The sequence below is a fragment of the Muricaecibacterium torontonense genome (genome assembly GCF_004793925.1).
GTDB lineage: Bacteria > Actinomycetota > Coriobacteriia > Coriobacteriales > Atopobiaceae > Leptogranulimonas > Leptogranulimonas caecicola.
Genome location: NZ_SRYE01000004.1, coordinates 16,980 through 36,294 on the forward strand (window position 1 = coordinate 16,980; position 19,315 = coordinate 36,294).

Here is a 19,315-nt window from a genome sequence, read left to right on the forward strand (position 1 = left end):
GGCCTCCTCGCAGGGTGTGATTAAGGGTGTGAGTGCGCGGATAGTTCACACTCTACCCTTAATGGGCCTTCCAAAAAAGTTGCATTAGCAATCATCTCGGGGGGGAGAGGGGACAATTGGGGGTGCGCGGTTCTGGGGTGAAGCCCTGGGCTTCTGCCAAACGCCTGCGCAACATGGCTGCCTCGCTTCGAGAAGCTGCCAGGCGTGCCTCAAGAATTTCTACACGATCCTCGAGCTGAGCTGCCATCTGCTCTGCCGATAAGAACGACCGCTGCCCGCTGTTAAGCCGTGCGTCGAACAGAGGCAACAGGGCGTCAGCAGGCATGGAAGGCGCGGGAGGCTGGGAGAGCCGCTCTTCTAGGGCATCCAGCACTCGGCTGGCCCAAAGGGCCAATGGCTCAGAAGCGCCGCGAATGATGGTTGGGGCTTTGCCATGAGCTGCCAATAACGCCGAGGTCAGCGATGCCGAGAAACGCTCCTTGGCAGACTGGGAGCCATTGAGATCCGTGGTATTGGAGCCTACCAAAGGGTCTGCAGTCTCGGCATCCACCGCTACCACCGAGGCCAAACTGGCGGCAGCCTTGGCCCAGGGCGCCTTGGAGCCATCCTGGGTGTCAGACTGAGCAACGGCCACCACCGGAATGTGCGCCAGGCGCGCCATGAGGGCGCCCCAGAAGAGCTCGGGGGAGTTGCAAAGCGGAAGGACTACCAGATCCGGCGCCTCCTCCCTGAGGGTCCGGTGCCAGCGCTGGGCCAAAGCCAGAGGGAAGCCACAGGCGCCCTCCGATGACGCTGCTCTAGAGGACGTGGCTTTAAGGGCAGTGATGCTGCAAGCATCGAGGGGTATCTCGGCAGCAAGGGGGGCCATTGTGTAAAACTTCGAAGTTTGAATGGCGAAGCGATCCAAGGCATCCTGGATCTCATTGCTGTCGTCCAGCGACAGAGGACTTTGAGGGCAGGTGACCACCATCACGCGATCAAGGGCGCTGAGGTGGGCCTCCAGGCAGCCGGCGCGAAGCACCACCGAAGCGATGGTCTCAGGATGAGAGGTAGCCCAGTAGGCAATGCTCGAGACAAGCTCGGGGAGAGGCCAGCACTCTGCCAAAGTGTCAAAAAGCGACACCGGGCCTTCTTTGGCCACCATTTTAGAGGCTTCGGCATGACAAGCTGCAGGGAAGCAGGCTCTGGCAAAGGGCTCGATCAGCTCTTGGCAGAGCACCTCGTAGCTGGCACGCAGCTGATCCCAGCGCTGGTTTTGGGAGATCATGCGACCCACTTGAGAAGCGATGGCGGCGGTTTCGGAGACCTCCCGGCAATCGCAGAGCGTCTTGGGGGCGCCTTCGAAAAGCTCTTCTGCCAGCGGCATCTGGGTGATATGCGCCCGCTTTGCCAAAGAGCAAAGGCTAAAGAGGAAGCTATGGCGCACAGGGGTCTGGACGGTGGCAGAAAGCATCGCGGCACAGGCAAGGATGGCGCTGGTGTGGTCTGCCAAAAGACAGGCGGGATCCAAGGATGCCAGATGGCTGCCAAAGATCGCTTGGGTGGCCTCACCCTGAGCGGTATCCAAGGTAATCTCTTGAGTTCCAGGGATCACCAGAGAAGCCTCGTGAGCCACTGCGAGATCCCGGGCTTGGGCGCAGGCAGTGGGAGCCAGCACGCAATCTGGGTGCAAAAGCATCACCCATTGAGCCGGCGTAGAGAGCAACACTGCCAGGTAGGAGTGCAGATCCTCGGCAGAATGCGCGGAAACCCAGCGCACTTCGATGGAATCAGGCACAGAGAGGCCTTCCAAAAGGGCGCTTTCTGCGGGATCCAAAGCGGGGGCGCCGTCTGCCGTGTCATAAGTGGCCAGTACCGTCACAGTGGCACGAACGCCCTCTTGGGCTAAACAGCTGCTGAGTGCTGCGGCCCAAGGGCGATTGGGCAACGCAGGAAGAATGATAGAAAACTCCGTGGTGCTCATGAAGCCTCGATGGGTCTTGGGGTTTCAGACTGTCTTTAGAATACCAATTACCATCGATTCAATAAATGGGGACTTTTGATAACTTACAGGTTTCTTACTGCGTTCTTCAGCTCGTGAAATAAAGGATATTTTAAGAGACTGTCCGGTATTTAATTGCCCTACATTCCGCTAATTATTGGTAGATTGGGCAGAGGCTTGGCCCTGAGTTCCCTGTGTGCCTTGAGCACTCTGGCCTCCTTGCTGCGCACCAGGAGTGCCAGAAGCATTGCCAGAAGCCTGTTCGCCATTGGTAGAGGGATCTGAAGGGGGAGTAGCGGTGCCATCCTCCGGCTTTTGTGGATTTGTGGAAGACCCGCCGTTGGAAGTGTTGTCCGCAGCACTGTTAGTCCCGTCGCCCCCCGCAGCAGCGGCGTTTTGGTCGCCGGCATCAGAGTTGCCATTAGTGGCAGCGCTGCTATCTTGAGGTTTATTGGAAGAGTTCTCAGTAGAATTATCCGGATTCGCAGCGGCGCTTTTTTGTGCGTCGTTGTCAGCGGCAGCGGCCTGATCGCTCTTCTGTGGCTCCTTAGGAGCCACCAGGGAGGTCTTCGTGCCCAAACCCTGGCCTGCGGTAGCAAGAGACACAAAGCCGGCCGAGAGCGCCACGCCTATCAGCGCAGCTACCACGGCCACCACTATGACGCCCACTGCCACCTTTTTATGGGTGCGGGCAGCCTGCTGCGCATGGACTCTCTGCCGTAGCTCTTCAGGAGCGATGCGCGCCCCAGAGGCGTCGACGGTGCCTTCGTGAACATCCAGGGGGCGAGTGACCCCTGGCTCATCATCTGAGGTGCTTATCTTCTCTTTAAGGGTTGAAGCACCGGTAGCCACCATGCGCTTATAGACCGAGCTGGCCACCGTAGATACCACCGAGCCTACCGCCACGCCGATGACCGACCCTGCGATGCCAATCTGGTTGGTGAGAAGCATCGAGGTCACCGCAGCCAGTGCGCCGGCGGCCACCTGAGGCACCGAGAGATCGCTCAACAGCCCGCTTTTTTTGTCATCAGAGCTTCCAGTTGGCTCGTTGCCCTTTACCTGTGCATCTTTCAATCCCTGCTCATAAGCCCGAGTCACCTCAAGGTTGCGCTCATCAAGGTTGTCCTTATCGGCTGGCTGATGCATGGAGTCATCACCCTTCATAGCGAGGTATAGAAACACGAACATTCCAGGAGCTGCCGAGAAACCCGTGCCCCCTAAGGCCGAAGCTGCATTCTAAAGAGAACCTACCCGCTGTGGAGAGCTCCTCATGCCTCATCACGCTCCCTACACGCCACCTTCGCCTGTGTGTCACACTAGGCACGAAGAAGCGCAGCTGGCCACCGGTTTCACGCTGCCGAATCCGCTAAGGCAACCATGCAAAGGAGCTGTTCGTGGACAAAATCGCAAGCTTTACCGTAAACCACCTCACCTTAGAACCCGGCGTCTATGTGTCTCGCAAGGATAAGGCAGGCGACGAGGTCATTACTACTTTCGATGTGCGCATGACCACTCCCAACAAGGAGCCGGTCATAGACACGGCAGCCATCCATTGCCTCGAGCACTTGGGCGCCACGTTTTTGCGCAACCATTCCACCTGGGCTGAACGGGTGATCTACTTTGGCCCCATGGGCTGTCGTACCGGCTTTTATCTGGTGATGGCGGGCGATATGGACTCCCGCGACGTCGTGCCTCTTGTCACAGAGCTCTTCGAGTGGGTTGCCGGCTATGAGGGAGCTGTCCCCGGCGCAGATCCTAAAGAGTGCGGCAACTATCTAGACCTCAATCTTCCCATGGCCCAGTGGGAAGCCCGTCGCTATTTGGATCGCACTTTGCGCGATATCGACAAGGCGCATCTCGTCTATAGCGAGTAGGCCCGGTGGTTGTGCCCTACGTCCCACTTATTTGACCCAGAAAGCCGACGTTTTCGCAAGAACGCCGGCTCTTTTCTTGTCCAGTTAGCGCCTAGCTCAGATGCCTGACCAGCCAACGCCCTATCTTTGGGCTGCGATGGTGGGCAGGGCGGCCATGAGGGCATGGGCCATAGTGGAGGCAGCCCCATCCTCGAAGGCCTGGTAGGACTCGGCTCCCGAGCCATCCGCCTTGTCGCTCATGGCACGAAGCACCACGAAGGGAATGTCGTTGAGCCACGCCACCTGGGCGAGGGCTGCACCCTCCATCTCCGCACAAAGGCCGTCAAAAAGCTCGTGGATCCTCTTGCGATCTTCCACCGAGGCCACAAAGCGCTCGCCGGAGGCCACGGTTCCCGAATAGACGTGGACAGAGGGGGCGACCTCTGCCACTGCCGATAAGAAAGCCTCCACCAGTTGGGGATCTGCCTCGAAGTAGGTGGGATAGCCCGGCATGGTGCCGATGGGATAGCCGAGTGCGGTGACATCTGCGTCATGGTGAACCACGCGGGTGGAAACAACTACGTCGCCCACCTCGATCTGATCGCCTAAGGCTCCCGCCACGCCGGTGTTTATCAGGCAGTCCACGCCAAAGAGATCCACCAGCTGCTGGGCACAGGCGGCCATGGATACCTTGCCGATGCCCGACTTCACCACCACTACTGGGACACCTTCGAGAGTTCCCTCATGAAACTCCAGATGGCTGCGGCAGATGATGCTCTCTTGGGAAAGATGGGCCACCAGATCGCGAACCTCGTTCTCCATGGCGCCAATGATGCCGATCTTCATAACATGTCCCTTCTAAGTCGGAGGTGTTTCTCGGTATTCACGCTATCTTAGAACTCTTTCTGGAAGGGTATCCTTCTGTTGGTTGCCATAATTTCTGTTGACATCATTAATTTGGAGGCGTGCCCATGGCTGCTCCTACTGCGACAAAACGCCCTCGGCTTTTGCTTATCTATACCGGTGGGACCATTGGCATGGTGGAAGACCCCGCCACAGGGGCGCTTGTGCCTTTTGACTTTGCCCATCTCATGGATGGGGTGCCAAAGCTAAAGCTTTTAGGCTACGACTTGAATCACAAGGAGTTTGACCCGCCTATCGATTCCTCCAACATGAATCCGGCCGCTTGGAGCCAAATCGCCCACACCATTGCCGATGCCTATGAGGACTACGACGGATTTGTGGTGCTCCATGGGACTGACACTATGGCCTATACCGCCTCGGCGCTCTCTTTCATGCTTGAGGGGCTCACCAAACCAGTGATTCTTACGGGGTCCCAGTTGCCCATTGGCGAGATACGCGAGGATGGCACAGAGAACCTCCTCACCGCTCTTCAAGTGGCTGCCGCCAAAGACCCGACAGACGGGGGAGCCATGGTGCGAGAGGTGGCCATCTCCTTTGGCCGCTATCTGTGGCGAGGCAACCGCTCCACTAAGGTGAGCTCCACAGATTTTGGCGCCTTTACCTCTTACAACTATCCCGCGCTCTGCGCCATGGACCTTCATATCGACTTTAGAAAAAAGCAGCTCTGGCGCCCCGCAGGCGACACACCGCTCACGCCTTTCTTCACCATGGACCCTGCGGTGAGCGTCATCTATCTCTATCCTGGCATTACCCAGCAAATCCTGGAAAGCCAACTGAGTGCCCCGGGACTCAAAGCCGTGGTCCTTCGCACCTTTGGCGCAGGCAACGCCCCTACAGAACCATGGTTCGTGGATGCGATAGCCCATGCAGTGAAATCCGGCTTACTGGTGGTTAACGTTACCCAATGTCCCGCAGGCGGCGTCGAAGAGCAGCGCTATGCCACAGGAGATGCCCTGGCCAAAGCCGGCGTCATCTCCGGGTGCGATATGACCTGCGAGGCAGCCTTGACCAAACTCATGCACCTTTTTGGCCGGGGACTCACCCCACAGCAAGCCGCTGCGTACGTGCCAGTGTCCATGCGCGGCGAACTTACCGTCTAACTGGATAACTTTTGAATCCCTTATGGGGTAACGCTGCCGACCTCTTGCTGCCATGATTATGGGAATAGATCTAGGTGTCTTTACCAAGCGACGCCCTCGTATCAGGGCTGTTAGATCTGTAGCGATCCCAAGGCCATAGGTCTTTTGGGACCTTTGAGAAAGGGTATTACTATGATCTCTCATGATCTTGCCATTGTAGGTGCGGGCCCTGCAGGCCTGACGGCAGCCATCTATGCAGACCGTGCCGGTCTGGATGCCATCACTCTAGAAGCAGGTATGTTTGGCGGGCAGATCGCTCAATCGGATATGGTAGACAACTACCCTGGCATTGAGTCTATCAGCGGTGCCGAACTCTCCGAGCGCATGCATGCCCATGCAGAGTCTTTAGGCGCCGCCTTCACATCGGACAGCGTCACTTCGATCGAGCATGATCCTGCCACAGGCCTCTTTTTGCTCACCGGATGGAGCGAGACCTATCAAGCGCGCGCAGTGATCCTTTCCACGGGCGGCTCGCCCCGCTCTGCTGGATTTGAGGGCGAGGATGCCTTCAAGGGCCATGGCGTGAGCTATTGCGCCACCTGCGACGGCATGTTCTATCGCGACAAGCTGGTCTATGTCGTGGGTGGCGGCAACACTGCATGCGAGGAGGCCGACTTTCTCTCACGCATCTGCAAGAAAGTCGTGCTCATTGTGCGCAAGGACCATCTGCGCGCCCAAGCCGCGCTGCAGGAGAAGGTGACGCTCAATCCCAAGATCGAGATCCGCTACCAGTGCGCGATCAAGAGCCTCTCTGGCGAAGGCATGCTACCCCAGACCATCGTGCTCAAAGACACGGCCACCGGCGAGACCCAAACCTACACGCACGAGGCGGGCTCTTTTGGCGTGTTCGTGTTTATCGGCATGATTCCGGCTTCTGAGCTGGCAGCCCCCTTCACCCAGATCAACGGCGCTGGCGAAGTAGTGGCCAACGAGGATATGTCCACTGCCACCCCCGGCTTTTTTGTGGCAGGCGATCTGCGTCAAAAGCCGTTGCGCCAAGTGATCACGGCTGCCTCCGATGGCGCCATTGCAGCCAACAGCGCTGCACTCTATCTGGGCAATCTCGTGATCTAAGCTCTAAGGAGTACACTAGCTCTGGATGGCAGCGTGCGAGAGAGGGGAGTAGAGGCTTATGAAGTCTCAGGTTGCACTGGCTCCTCTCTCTCGCACATTTCAGATCTTTATGGTGGTGCGCGGTGCGCTTGTGGGCTGCATCGTAGGAGTGCTCGTCGCCGGTTACCGCTTTTTGCTCTCGCAATGCGAAGACATGCTGCGCGCCATTACCTCGCAGGCAGCAACCAGCCCACTGATCATTCCTCTCTGGATCGCCGTTCTGGTGCTGCTGCTTTTGCTTCTGAGCGCGCTCATGCGCTTTGCCCCAGGCACAGTAGGCTCCGGCATTCCTCAGGTTGAAGCAGACGCCCTTGGTCGGCTGGATCTTCCTTGGCGTCGCGTGGTCCCCATCAAGGTGCTTGAAGGCGGCATCACTGCCTTTGCTGGGCTCTCTCTTGGCCGAGAAGGGCCGTCGGTCCAGCTCGGAGGCATGTGCGGCAAGGCGGTCTCAGAGCTTACTCGTGCCACAGAAGAAGAGAGGCGCCTGCTGGTGACCTGTGGGGCAGGAGCCGGAATGGCGGCAGCCTTCTCTGCTCCGCTCACCGGGGTCATGTTTGCGGTAGAAGAGATCCACAAATCGTTTTCTGCGCCGCTTGTCATTGGCACCATGGCCTCTGCGGTAGCTGCGGTGCTGTGCACAGGGGCCCTTTTAGGAGAAGACCCCCTGATCCCCATCAGATTCGCCTTTGATTTGCCCCATATCGCCTATGGGCTGGTAGCGCTTCTGGGGGTCTTTTTGGGGCTGCTTGGGGCTTTGCATAATCGCGGCATGTTCTTAGGTCAAGCGCTCTATGGCAAGATCCGCTCTCACCTTCCCCTGTCGCGGCTGGCCATCCCCTTTGGGCTTGCAGGCCTCTGCGCCTTTGCAGCTCCCTCCCTCATGGACGGCGGCGACGCCATCTTAGAGATCCTCGTCCGGGTTTCAAACCACCCCACGATCCTTCTGCTGCTCTTGCTGTTGGGCAAATACTTATTTACCAATATCTCGGCCAGCTCCGGGGCTCCAGGAGGGACCCTTTACCCGCTTGTAGTCATGGGTGCGCTTGCTGGAGCGTTGTTTGGGCGTGCAGCGGTGGCATTTCTCGGCCTCGATGGCGCCTATATCAACAATTTTATGCTCCTGGGTATTGCAGGCCTCTTCGCGGGCGCAGTCCAAGCGCCAGTGACCGGATGCCTTTTGGTGTTCGAGCTCACTGGAAGCTTCTCGGCGCTGCTTTCCTTGGGGTTGGTGAGCCTGGTAGCCTATGTGGTGGCAAACCTTACTAAAACGCCTGGCTACTACGAACATCTGCTTGGAAATCTACTGGCCCATGACAGCGATGAGATCGTAAAGGCGCCCAGGCGCTCAGTGGTTACCCATACCTGGTATGTGAACTTTGGCTGTGAGGCAGAAGGCAAAAGGCTCTCAGAGTTGCATTGCCCGCAGGGCAGCTCGGTGTGCCTGGTGACCCGCTGCGGACGTTCGCTCGTGCCAAGCCAGGATCTCGTGCTGGAAGCCGCTGACGGGGTGCTTTTTGTAATAGACTCCGCCTTGGCTCCTATTGCAGAAGCTCGCATCGAAGCTCTCTTTAGGCCTGGATATCCCCACCAGGCCAATGAAACCCCCTCATCTTCGCCCCCTCAGGAAGGACCCTCTCATGCAGCTCGTCAGTCTCCCCGGAGATAAGCCGCTTTGGAGCCAGATCGCCCAAATCCTCAGCGAGCGCATAGCCAACGGCACCTATCCTGTGGGAAGCACGATGCCCGGCGAGATGGCCTTAATGGAAGAGTTTGGCGTCTCACGCATCACTGTGCGTCAAGCCTTGGACAAACTGGTGTCCCGAGGCCTGATAGAACGCCGTCGGGGCAAGGGGACCTTGGTGCTCGAACCTCAGGACCTCATTGAAACCCATTTGCACTCGAGTTTTTCTGACTTTGCAGAAGTGAGGAACCATACCGAGAGAAAGCTGCTGTCTCTTAGCCGAGAAACCCCTCCTGAGGAGGTTGCAGAGTTTTTTGGAATCCCTCGTGCTCAGAAAGTAGTTCGGCTTTGCCGCGCCACTGTTATCAATGATCATAGGGCTGCCTACTTCGAGACCTATCTATCGCCAGAGGTGCCTTTTGATCGCTTGGATGACACCGGCTCGCTCTACGAGTATTTGGGAGAGCTTGGCTTTCCCGTGACCTCTATTGTAGAAACCGTGCGTGCTGCTAATCCCACAGGGAAAGATCGTGAGAGATTCGAGGGGCTAGGGGAGGGAGCTCTCTTGAAGCGCTGCCGACAAGGTTCCTTTGGACAGATGCCTGTGGAATACACCAACTCCACCTATCGAGGCCAAGATTACGAGCTTACTATCCGGCTAGGGGAGTAGGCGGAAGCTTTTCTCGGCACGTATGAGGGAGAACTGTTTACCTTTCATGCTTTTATCCATCATCGCAAGCTCTTCTTTTTAGACCTCTACTATGCTATTGTCCATATTGTCATAACATTAGGATGTATCAGATGGATTTCCCGGATTTCATCCCGAAGCCCTGTCGTGCCAATGAGCCAAAAAGCCATCGAGTTGGAGGGGCCTTATGAGCGATTGCCGCTACGATCTTTCACCCACTATCAAAGTTGATGGCTATGACCATGCCCTATGGGAGACTCCCCAGGCGATCTTGGAGGAGCTGTCTTCCCGCACGCAGGCACGCCTCATAGTGGTGGAGGCATACCCAGGGATATCTTCTGAAGCTCTGGATTTGGTGGCCTCCGCATTTCCCGACGCAACAGTGATAGATGCCAGGGACGCTTATCTAGATCAGGAGGCTATTCAGGCGATCCTTGCCCCTCACGTCACTTCTGACAGCGTTCGCGGCGTCATGTACAGGGGCGCTCTGCAAGACCTTATGGATACAAGCGCACAGGCTCGCATCCAGGAAGATATCCGCCGTTGCCTAAAAGCTCACAGGCCGGTAATTGTCTGGGGTTTTGGGGCTTCTTTGATTGCAGAACCTTGTGCCCGTGAGCTTCCTGAAGAGCAGGTGCTTACCGTCTATGGAGACATCTCTCGTTGGGAAATCCAACAAAGGTACCGCCAAGGGATGCCCAATCATTTTTGGGACAACCCTCAAGAGTCCAACACGCGCAAATTCAAACGCGGCTATTTCATTGAATGGCGGCTGGCTGACAAAATCAAGCGCCAGCTCCAGCCCAGCCTCGATTACCTGCTTGCGCTTACCCATAGGCAAAAACCGCTCATGATAAGCGGGGACGCCTATCGCGCAGGGCTTGCCCAGGCGGTGCGTTCGCCGTTTCGCATGGTGCCATATTTTGACCCGGGAGTGTGGGGCGGCCAATGGATGCGAGAGCACTTTGGCCTAAGCTCTGAGGCGCCGAATTATGCCTGGAGTTTTGACGGAGTGCCAGAAGAGAACAGCGTGCTTTTGCGCTATGGCACCACCAATGTGGAGGTGCCGGCTCAAGATATTGTCTTGGCTCATCCAAAAGAGCTGCTTGGCACCCGTAACTATGCACGTTTTGGCGCAGAATTCCCAATACGGTTCGATTTGCTGGACACCATGGGCGGCCAGAACCTCAGCTTGCAAGTGCACCCCACGACAGATTATATAATAAACCATTATGGCATGACCTACACCCAGGATGAGAGTTATTACATTTTGGATGCAGGACAAAATGGCGGGGTTTACCTTGGGGTAAAAGAGGGCATCGATAGCGATCAAATGATTGGCGATCTCAAGGAAGCACAGGTCACAGGCTCTTTTGATGCCGCTAAATACGTCAACTTCTGGCCCGCAGCCAAACATGACCACTTTCTTATTCCCGCCGGCACCGTCCATTGCTCCTCAGCAGACTGCATGGTGTTGGAAGTCAGCGCCACCCCTTACATCTTCACCTACAAGCTCTGGGACTGGGACCGCACCGATCTTGACGGAAACCCCCGGCCCATTCACATAGAAGACGGCGCTCGAAACATCCAGTGGGACAGAGACGCCTCCTGGGTGAAAGGACATCTGATCAATCAGGTTGAGACGCTTTACGACGACGAAGACCTCAAGGTAGAGAAGACAGGCCTGCACGAGTTGGAGTTCATAGAGACGCGCCGCTATAGCTCCTCTCGCGCCATCGATTTGTCCACTCAAGGCGAAGTACAGGTATTTAATCTGGTAGAAGGGACCGCCGCGTGGCTCGAAAGCCCTCAGGGCGCCTTCGAGCCCAGAGAGATCCACTATGCGGAGACCGTCATCGTGCCAGCCCAGGTGCAAAGTTATCGTTTGCGGCCGGCCATAGACGATGAGCCGATTAAAGTGCTGGTGGCACAGGTGCGTCAAGCCTGATGTGCGCAGAGCCTAGCGGTCAGGGACACAGTGTTGGTCCCGGCTCCTTGCCAGAAACGATCCTTCGCTGGATGCATGCCTTAAGAAGCGCTTCTCCGTGCGCCTGATGATAGGCTCTCCATTGCTCAAATTTGCATTTTAATTGGGGGGCATCCAAGCTCTTCAGGTCTTTCGGCGTGGCTGCCTGTTCATCCGGGCAAGAAACCAACTGCAACTGATCCGTCAGCACTTCCGGCGCCAACGGGCGTCTCTTGGCGTAGGCCGCCCCTTCAATCCCTGCCAACTGGCCAAATACCATGGCTTGAGAGCTGGCGATGCCGCCTAGCCGGTCAATGGCGAAGAGGGGAGCGCACTCTCCTGCGGCATAAAGGCCCTCTACCTGGGTTTGACAGGTCTTCGGATCTATCACGATGCCGCCATTGGAAGCTTGGTGATAGACCGCGACAGGCAGCTTGTCGCCAAATCCCAGCCCATGGGCCTCTTGGAGCCAATCCATGTATGTGGCGATGAAGGAAGGCAGCTCGCCCTCGGGGCGCTTAATGATCGCGTCACACGACCCGCCTACCGCCCAAATGGCCTCTTCCACTTTGCGAGAAGGCCGCTGGGAGGTATAGGGGCCATGCCAAGAATGAGCTTCCAGCGCTGCCTTGGCCTCCTGCTCGTCAATGCCCGCAAGCCGGAACACGTCTTTACCGTCTTTCTCCAGCCGTGTGTAACGCCAGAGCTTCTCATTGAATACCGCAGGCGCCCCTGAAGTCTTGATGCCCACCATGAGCTGCTCGAACTCCAGATTAGCCACCTGAGCTCCTGCGTCCGCCGCCATAGAAGCTCCGACGCCTCGGCATTGCCCCGAAGAGAGTGTGGGCTTTCTGAGCGCCGCCATGCCTCCTGTGGCCAGCACCACACAGGGACATACCACAGCCATGAGCTCTCCCTCACAGGAAGCTACAAGCCCACTAAGGGCTCCGGTGTCTGGGTCTTTTAACAAAGAGAGGGCTTGGGCTGCCGAGAAACACTCCACCCCTGATCGGAGTACCGTACTCACCAATGGGTCATGCGAGGGCCCGGCATGAAAACCAAACCATCCACGCGTCTCTGTGTCAAAGCACGGCACATAGCTCCGGTGGGTTTCTTGGCCTTTCTCGGCAGGTTCTAATACTGCACCCCAACGTTCAAAGGTGGTCAGAGACTCATAAAATCTATTTGCGAGCACCTCTGCCATCCCTGAAGTGGCCACGTCGCCTGCGGGGGCCAGGATGCCCTGAACAAAAGCCTCTTTATCTTCAGTGCTGTCGCTAAGGGGGCCCACCATACCAAGACCCCAGGTAGTGCCAGAAAAGCTCGCGCCTGATCCCAACGTGCCCAAGCTCACCAGGACCACACAGGCGCCCGCTTCGCGAGCGGCCAAAGCGGCAGAGATTCCAGCAATGCCAGATCCCACTACACAGACATCGCAGCGCAAGAGTTTCATGAGAGCCCTTCTGAGTTATAGCGATCGATGGCTATTGATCTTGAATGCTCAGTATGACAGAGCGTCAGTAGAGCTTTCGACTTACGTAGCCAAAACTTCTAGATGAGACTCCCCTGCGCTGGTTGCAGCATTTCTCGGATAATATATGTTATGTAAAGTAGAGGTTATGAGCATCTGCTTATACGGGCATTCTTGGACGTCATGGCCCTTCCCCGACTCAGAAGCATGGTTTACCTAATAACCGGAACTGCGCCGTGCGATAGCTACTGACATCGCCAGGTCATAGAAGCCAGCGTCATCATCTACATCAATGCCGTACTTTTGTCTCAGGGTCTCTAGGCGATACTTCACTGTGTTGCGATGCACAAAGCACGCCTCGGCGGTGCGGGCCAACGATGAGGCGTGGGACATATAGGTATCCAAAGTTTCGAAGAGCTCGCTATCGACACCTTCCTCGGCAATCAAATGGCGCACCTCTGGAGACACAAACCAAAGCCGGCGATGTTCAGGCACATATGCCAGAAGATGATCGAAGCGCACTCGATCATATGGCACAGGATTCAAGATGGCGGCTCCCCCAAAGCGTGTCTTTGACAGCTCTCCCCCATCACCCAAATATTCAAATCTTTCACTTTGTACTCGTGACAAGCTTTCTGCAACGCGCACTGATTGCTCTGCTTGCTCGACATGCCAGGGCAAGTCATAGAGATCTGAAAAAGGCTCTGATAATCCGCCTCGAAGATCGCTTTCTTCCAAAAATGCGCGTACAGGATGCATATATTTGCTTATAGTTGCGCCAATACGCACTTGTGCGCCTCCTGGCGCAATGCTTGCTCGGGATAACGCTGCATCTTTGGGCATGCACACCAATACCAACACCCAGGAATCTCTGAACACCGCATAGCAGTCGGGTACCATCTCATTGATGCGCTGACGCAGAGAGTCTTGCACCACGTTGTCCATGAGCTCGAGGCGCAAATCTAGAGCGAGCACCACATAGGATTGCTCGGCTGCGAAACTGGTTTGACCCACCAGCTCGTCAAACATACGGCGACTTACCACGCGGTTGCTCATGAGGTCCAACAAGAGATTGACCTCACGACTGCGATGGGTGTGAAACTGACCGGCAATGGCTTTCTCTGAGGCCATCTGCTTTGCCAAGATCTCTGCCACCTGACGATAGAGGGTTGTAGACGTCTCCTCCAGTGCGCTTTCTAGCTCCAACACCAGAAGATAGCCTACAAAGGAGCCTCCATAGATGAGCTTATGCATAAGTCGACGGTGAGGAGAGATGCGCTCCACGATCGTTGAGACACGGGATGCGTCGGTCTCAAAGTAGTTGGTGTCTTGCCCTCGGAGTTTGGCGATGAACTCGAAGGTGAGATAGCCACGCGTAAGGCCGGTGCGCCACACCGCGTCTGCCGTGCCGTGATATTCAGAGTGAGCCACGATGTTATAGGATGCATCGCACACAATCACTGGGTTTCTAAGCACCTCTGAGGCGCACTCTGCCAAAGCAGGGAGATCGTCGCGATCCAGCAAAATGCGCATAAGGCGATCCAGCGAGCCTGCAGAACCGCTCTGGCGCACCAACAGCTGCAAGTCTTCTACCAGACGAGCGAGATCGTCGGTGTTTTCTACCAGGATCAGATGGCAGCCAGGACGTGGAGGTTGGATCTCCTCGGCAGCTATATCTGTGGCAAGCACATAGAGGCCCGGATGCGCATTGGCTCCCAATCTATAAAATGTAGAAGCATATCCTACTTGGATGTGGCTAGATTCAGAGGCTGTGTCAGAGGAATCCAGGTAGCCTACAGAAGTAACGTGAATGTCGGGATCGTAGGCAAAGGGCACGCGGGCGCCGGCGCTCACTAAATGCGCTACCACATTGCCAAAATCCAGCATCGAATCTCCTCATCCCGTAATGCTGCAGGTTTGCTGAACATATTGCATCTCATATGTCCCTATTATTTGTCAATTGTGCACAAGGGACAGTTTCATTTTGTCACATTTAACAGAGCATTTGGTTGCATACCCAGGCAGAATATCCACTGACCAAAACCAACGCCTGTTGGAATCACCGGTGTATTTGATGGAGCCGGTCCCCCATCGCAAATCGGGTTTGCTTTGTAGCGGCGGAGAAAGGACTCCCCCATGAAGTTGTTGCGCACCATCCAAAAAGTACCTGCCGGCATTCTGTTGGTTCCTACCATCATCGGCGCACTTATCCACACCTTCTGCCCTCAGATTTTGGAGATTGGCGATCCCACCCAATCCATGTTCACCGCCGCAGGCATGCAGCTCTGCATCGGCTTGCTCCTCTTCTTCACCGGCACCCAGCTTTCCCTCTCGCAGCTGGGCCTGGTGGCCAAGAAAGGCCTCCCCTTCCTGCTGGTTAAGTACGGCGTCGCCTACGGCGCAGCCCTCTTGTTCTTGTCCCTCTTTGGCCAAGCCGGCCTGCTGGGCGTGAGCTTCCTGGCTTTCGCCATCGCTATCACCAGCTGCAACGGCGCCCTCTACATGGGCATCATCGAGCCCTACGGCAACTCCGTTGACTATGCCCTCTTTGGCATCCTCATGATGTTCTCCATGCCCGTGCTTCCCATGGTGCTGCTCAATAGCGCTAACGGCGGCGACATCAACTGGATGTCCATCGTGAGCCTCCTAGTTCCCTTTATCTTTGGCATCGTGCTTGGCAACATCGACCCCGCAATCCGCGACCTGTTCAAGAGCGGCAACAACTGCGTGCTCCCCTTTATCGGCTTCCAGTTTGGCGCTGTCATTAACCTGGCCGAGGCCGCCAAGCAGATCCCCCAGGGCATCCTGCTCACCGTGCTCTTCTATGTCATCTCCATCGTGCCCCTCTACTTCTTTGACCGCAAAGTGCTCCATGGCGGCGGCTATGCCTCTGTAGCCAGCTGCTCGGTCGCCGGCGTAGCCCTCTCCATCCCCATGATGGCCGCCTCTGCTGCAGGCATTTATGAGCCCTTCGTCGCCGACGCCGTCTCCCAGCTCGCCATGATCATGTTTGTCACCACCTTCGCCACCCCCTACATCACCAAGTTCTTCATCCAAAAGAACCATGTGAAGACCAATGCCGAGATCGCTGCCGAGGCCGCCTCTCAGGGCGACAAGGTCACCCCGCTCTCAGTAGACGAGCTCTCCGAGGAAGCCGTCTAATCCCTTGCCGAGAAACACGCGCCACCGCGTAAGTTAACTACCCGTGTACTTGATACCAAAGGAGTCATCATGTCCTCTGTCTTTTACCAAGTGAGCACCCTAAACGCCCTGATGCTGGGCAACTTCGACGGCGTAGTGACCGTTGGCGAGCTTCTCTCCCATGGCTCTTGGGGCATTGGCACCTATGAGGGTCTCGACGGAGAGGCCATCATCTGCGACGGCGTCGCCTATGACGGGCATGCCGACGGCGAGGTCATGCCCTATGGCAACGACGAGAAGGTGGCCTTCTCCACTGTGGCCAACTTCAACGAGAAGGCAACGGAGTTTGGCATTGCCGACGCCTCCGATATGGCCGCTGTCAAAGCTGCATTGGATGAGGTGCGCGCCGGCACCGACGGAAACGACAACTACTGGTGGCTGGTAGCCATGAAGGGCACCTTCCCCACCATGAAGTGGCGCAGCTGCTTCAAGCAGCAGAAGCCCTACACCACGCTCTCTGAGGCAGCCACCGACCAGCGTGAGTTCGTAAGCCGTGACGAGGAGGGCTGGGTCATTGGCGTCTGGTGCCCCAGCTTTGTAGACGGCATCAATATGCCCGGCTGGCACCTGCACTTCCTCTCTGAGGACAAGAAGCGCGGCGGCCACATTCTCGAGATGTCCATTGGCGACGTCTCCGGCACCCTCGAGAGCTATCGAGAACTCGCGCTCATCATGCCTGACAATCCCGAGTTTGCAGACCTCGACCTCACCGAGGACCTGGCCGAGGCCACTGCCAAGGTAGAGGGTGGTAAATAACCGATCGTTGCCCAGGTAAAGGGCATATAAATGAGACATCCGACAGCTCAAAAGTGGGCATTCGGATGTCTGTTGTGGAAAGGATTTCCCATGTACAAAGCAATGCGCGCCCCTTCGATGTACGCCCAGTCCCCGGACTGCCTGAACGACTTCTATGACATTTGCAAGGGGTATGGCAAGCGTTTCCTGTTCATCTGCAGCCACAGCGGCCTCGCTGCAGCAGAGCCCAAGATCACCAAGAGCTGCGATGGCACTGATAGCTATCTGCGCTTCGAGCAGTTTGGCGGCATCTCCTCTGAGGGCGAGATCACCAAGATGGGCCAGATCGTAGTAGATGATGACATCGATGTCGTGTGCGGCATAGGCGGCGGCTCTGCCATCGACACCGCTAAGGCCACTGCTTTCTATCAGGGCAAACCCGTAGTGATCATCCCCACTGTGGCAGCCACCGATGCCCCTTGCACCGGTCTCTCCGTCATCTATCACGACGACGGCTCCTTTGCCGAATACCTCTTCTATCCCAAAAACCCCGACGTGGTGATTGTTGACAGCACCATCATCATGGATGCCCCCGTGAAGTTCCTGGTGGCCGGCATGGGCGATGCCCTGGGCACCTACTACGAGGCTCGCGCCTGCCAGCGCACCAAGAGCCTCTCTCTGGAAAACACCGAGGTTACCCTCTCTGCCATGGCCCTTTGCACCCTATGCCGCGACACCCTTATCAAGGACGGGTTCCGCGCAAAGGTGGCTGCCGAGAAGGGCGTGATGGTGCCCGCTCTGGAATCCTGCATCGAGGCCAACATCTACCTTTCTGGCGTAGGCGCCGACAACGCCGGCCTCTGCGTCGCTCACTCCGTCTACAACGGCACCACTGCTCTGGAGGAGTGCGAGTCTATCCCCCACGGCAACATCGTGGCCTTTGGCACGCTGGTGCAGCTGGTGCTGGAGGACGCTCCCGACGAAGAGCTGGCCGAGGTCATGGAGTTCATGGACGCTGTGGATCTGCCCCTTACCCTTGAGGCCATCAACATCACCGATCCCAGCCATGTAGCCATCGCTGCCCAGAAGGCCTGCGTCCCTGGCGAGTCCATCCACAATTTTGCAGGCGACGTGACCCCCGAGCAGCTGACTGCAGCCATGTTCCAAGCCGACGCCCTCGGCCACGCCTTTCTCGAGGACTAATCACCTCAAGGCCGGCTCCTAAGAAAGCTCTGTTGCACGTTCACATCGCTTTCCTCTACCCGAAATCCCCCGGCCCCGCTGGGGGATTTCTCATGAAGAGCAAAGGGGTCGGGTAGTCTTTATGCTTGTGTGCTCTACACCACGTGCATTTAGACCTTTGGCTGCCGCCTTGCGGGCAGCGCTCGTTGAAAGAGGACTTCTGTGGATCTGAGCTGGAAGACCTTAAGCAGAGTGGGCCTCGCCTGCTTCCTGCTCTACCTTGCTATTCACTATTTGGATCTTTTGGTGAACTGGCTGGGAATGATGCTTGCTGCAGCCATCCCTCTCTTTTTGGGCTGCGCCATCGCCTATGTGCTCAATATCCTTATGGCTTTTTATGAGGGGCTTTGGCCTAAAGGGCATTCCCGCGGCAAGCGCGGCCTCTGTCTTACGGCCTCTATCCTCACCGTCGTCGCCCTCTTTGTGTTCCTAGGCCAGTTGGTGTTTCCCGAGCTTATCAGGTGCATCCAGATGCTTGTGACCCAACTGCCTTCCACTCTAGAATCGCTCGTCGCCCAAATCAACAACACCGGCTTCATCCATCTTGGCTCTCTAAGCGACCTCTCCAATCAGATGGATCGCCTCTTCAGCTCCTTCGCTCCCCAAAGCGCCGATACCCTTCTAGGCTTTACTGCAACTTTCCTAAGCACAGTAGTGAACACCACACTCAATTGGATCATCGGCCTCTTTTTTGCCATCTACCTGCTGATTTCCAAAGAGCAACTCCTGGAGCAATCCAAGCGCCTCTTGGCCCATTGGCTCCCCGCCAGAGCAGACGCCCGTTTCCTAGAGATCTGCTCTGTGGCCAACTCCTGCTTTCGTGGCTTTGTGGTAGGCCAGTGTACCGAGGCCGTCATCTTAGGAGCCCTCTGCGCTCTTGGCATGGCCATTCTTGGCCTCCCCTATGCGGGCATGACCGGCGTGGTGGTGGGCTTTACTGCACTCATCCCGATCTTTGGCGCTTTCATTGGCGGTTTGGTGGGATTCTTGCTCATCCTGACCCAAAGCCCTCTCCAGGCTCTCTTCTTCTTGGCATACCTGGTGATTTTGCAGCAAGTGGAAGGTAACCTCATCTACCCCCGTGTAGTGGGCACTTCCATCGATCTGCCTGGCATTTGGGTTCTGGCCACTGTGATCTTGGGCGGCGGAGTTGGCGGTATCCTAGGCATGATCTTTGCCGTGCCGCTTACCGCCGTGGTGTACCGGCTCATACGCCAAGAGCTTCGACGTCCACCCCGCCCTACCGCCTCATCCCATTAAATTCATTGAGCCACAGGTTCAAACCTTGGGCGGCGGAGTTTCTCGGCATCCAATGCCGAGA

At 56.7% G+C, this 19,315-nt stretch carries 15 protein-coding genes; 10 read left to right on the forward strand and 5 right to left on the reverse strand.

What is annotated here, in order from left to right; translation table 11 throughout:
* Positions 1–91 precede the first annotated feature (91 nt).
* Together E5334_RS06485 and E5334_RS06490 are read right to left on the reverse strand one after the other, a co-directional pair.
* The gene (locus E5334_RS06485) at positions 92–1,963 is read right to left on the reverse strand and encodes a hypothetical protein (protein WP_136012784.1); all 1,872 of its coding nucleotides are present in this window, start codon (positions 1,961–1,963) and stop codon (positions 92–94) included.
* Positions 1,964–2,131: 168 nt separating this feature from the next.
* Positions 2,132–3,163 (reverse strand): prolipoprotein diacylglyceryl transferase, encoded by a 1,032-nt coding sequence (locus E5334_RS06490; protein WP_167604332.1) that lies wholly within the window; start codon positions 3,161–3,163, stop codon positions 2,132–2,134.
* A gap of 212 nt (positions 3,164–3,375) precedes the next feature.
* On the opposite strand from E5334_RS06490, the gene E5334_RS06495 reads away from it, so the two are divergent.
* A complete protein-coding gene (locus E5334_RS06495) occupies positions 3,376–3,855 on the forward strand; it encodes an S-ribosylhomocysteine lyase (RefSeq protein WP_136012786.1) in 480 nt (159 codons plus the stop codon).
* 120 nt (positions 3,856–3,975) lie between these two features.
* Here the strand turns inward: E5334_RS06495 and E5334_RS06500 are convergent, their stop codons facing one another.
* Positions 3,976–4,680 carry a 5'-methylthioadenosine/adenosylhomocysteine nucleosidase gene (locus tag E5334_RS06500; protein ID WP_136012787.1) on the reverse strand — a complete coding sequence of 235 codons (705 nt, stop codon included), beginning with the start codon at positions 4,678–4,680 and terminating at the stop codon, positions 3,976–3,978.
* A gap of 125 nt (positions 4,681–4,805) precedes the next feature.
* On the opposite strand from E5334_RS06500, the gene E5334_RS06505 reads away from it, so the two are divergent.
* From E5334_RS06505 to E5334_RS06525, 5 genes are all read left to right on the forward strand, one after another.
* Positions 4,806–5,858 carry an asparaginase gene (locus tag E5334_RS06505; RefSeq protein ID WP_136012788.1) on the forward strand — a complete coding sequence of 351 codons (1,053 nt, stop codon included), beginning with the start codon at positions 4,806–4,808 and terminating at the stop codon, positions 5,856–5,858.
* Between the two features lie 171 nt (positions 5,859–6,029).
* Positions 6,030–6,971: an NAD(P)/FAD-dependent oxidoreductase gene (locus tag E5334_RS06510; RefSeq protein WP_136012789.1), complete on the forward strand. Its 942-nt coding sequence runs from the start codon at positions 6,030–6,032 to the stop codon at positions 6,969–6,971.
* 58 nt (positions 6,972–7,029) lie between these two features.
* A complete protein-coding gene (locus E5334_RS06515; RefSeq protein WP_136012790.1) occupies positions 7,030–8,676 on the forward strand; it encodes a chloride channel protein in 1,647 nt (548 codons plus the stop codon).
* Positions 8,648–9,361, forward strand: a complete 714-nt coding sequence (locus tag E5334_RS06520) for a GntR family transcriptional regulator (protein ID WP_167604333.1) — start codon at positions 8,648–8,650, stop codon at positions 9,359–9,361. Before E5334_RS06515 ends, E5334_RS06520 begins: the two co-directional genes overlap by 29 nt.
* A 205-nt stretch (positions 9,362–9,566) precedes the next feature.
* The gene (locus E5334_RS06525) at positions 9,567–11,327 is read left to right on the forward strand and encodes a class I mannose-6-phosphate isomerase (protein WP_136012792.1); all 1,761 of its coding nucleotides are present in this window, start codon (positions 9,567–9,569) and stop codon (positions 11,325–11,327) included.
* 19 nt (positions 11,328–11,346) lie between these two features.
* On the opposite strand, the gene E5334_RS06530 is transcribed toward E5334_RS06525, so the two are convergent.
* Together E5334_RS06530 and E5334_RS06535 are read right to left on the reverse strand one after the other, a co-directional pair.
* Positions 11,347–12,798, reverse strand: coding sequence for an FAD-dependent oxidoreductase (locus E5334_RS06530; RefSeq protein ID WP_136012793.1), 1,452 nt, complete (start codon positions 12,796–12,798; stop codon positions 11,347–11,349).
* 234 nt (positions 12,799–13,032) lie between these two features.
* On the reverse strand, positions 13,033–14,703 hold the full coding sequence (locus E5334_RS06535; RefSeq protein ID WP_136012794.1) for a PucR family transcriptional regulator: 1,671 nt from the start codon (positions 14,701–14,703) through the stop codon (positions 13,033–13,035).
* Between the two features lie 249 nt (positions 14,704–14,952).
* Between E5334_RS06535 and E5334_RS06540 the strand changes: the two genes are divergently transcribed.
* The 4 genes from E5334_RS06540 (at position 14,953) to E5334_RS06555 (ending at position 19,254) form a co-directional block, all read left to right on the forward strand.
* Positions 14,953–15,978 carry a 2-keto-3-deoxygluconate permease gene (locus E5334_RS06540; RefSeq protein WP_136012795.1) on the forward strand — a complete coding sequence of 342 codons (1,026 nt, stop codon included), beginning with the start codon at positions 14,953–14,955 and terminating at the stop codon, positions 15,976–15,978.
* 69 nt (positions 15,979–16,047) lie between these two features.
* Positions 16,048–16,773, forward strand: a complete 726-nt coding sequence (gene budA / locus E5334_RS06545) for an acetolactate decarboxylase (RefSeq protein WP_136012796.1) — start codon at positions 16,048–16,050, stop codon at positions 16,771–16,773.
* Positions 16,774–16,863: 90 nt separating this feature from the next.
* Positions 16,864–17,955: a glycerol dehydrogenase gene (locus tag E5334_RS06550; RefSeq protein ID WP_136012797.1), complete on the forward strand. Its 1,092-nt coding sequence runs from the start codon at positions 16,864–16,866 to the stop codon at positions 17,953–17,955.
* Positions 17,956–18,156: 201 nt separating this feature from the next.
* Complete coding sequence (locus tag E5334_RS06555) at positions 18,157–19,254, forward strand: AI-2E family transporter (RefSeq protein WP_136012798.1); 1,098 nt, start codon at positions 18,157–18,159, stop codon at positions 19,252–19,254.
* The last annotated feature ends 61 nt before the right edge of the window (positions 19,255–19,315 follow it).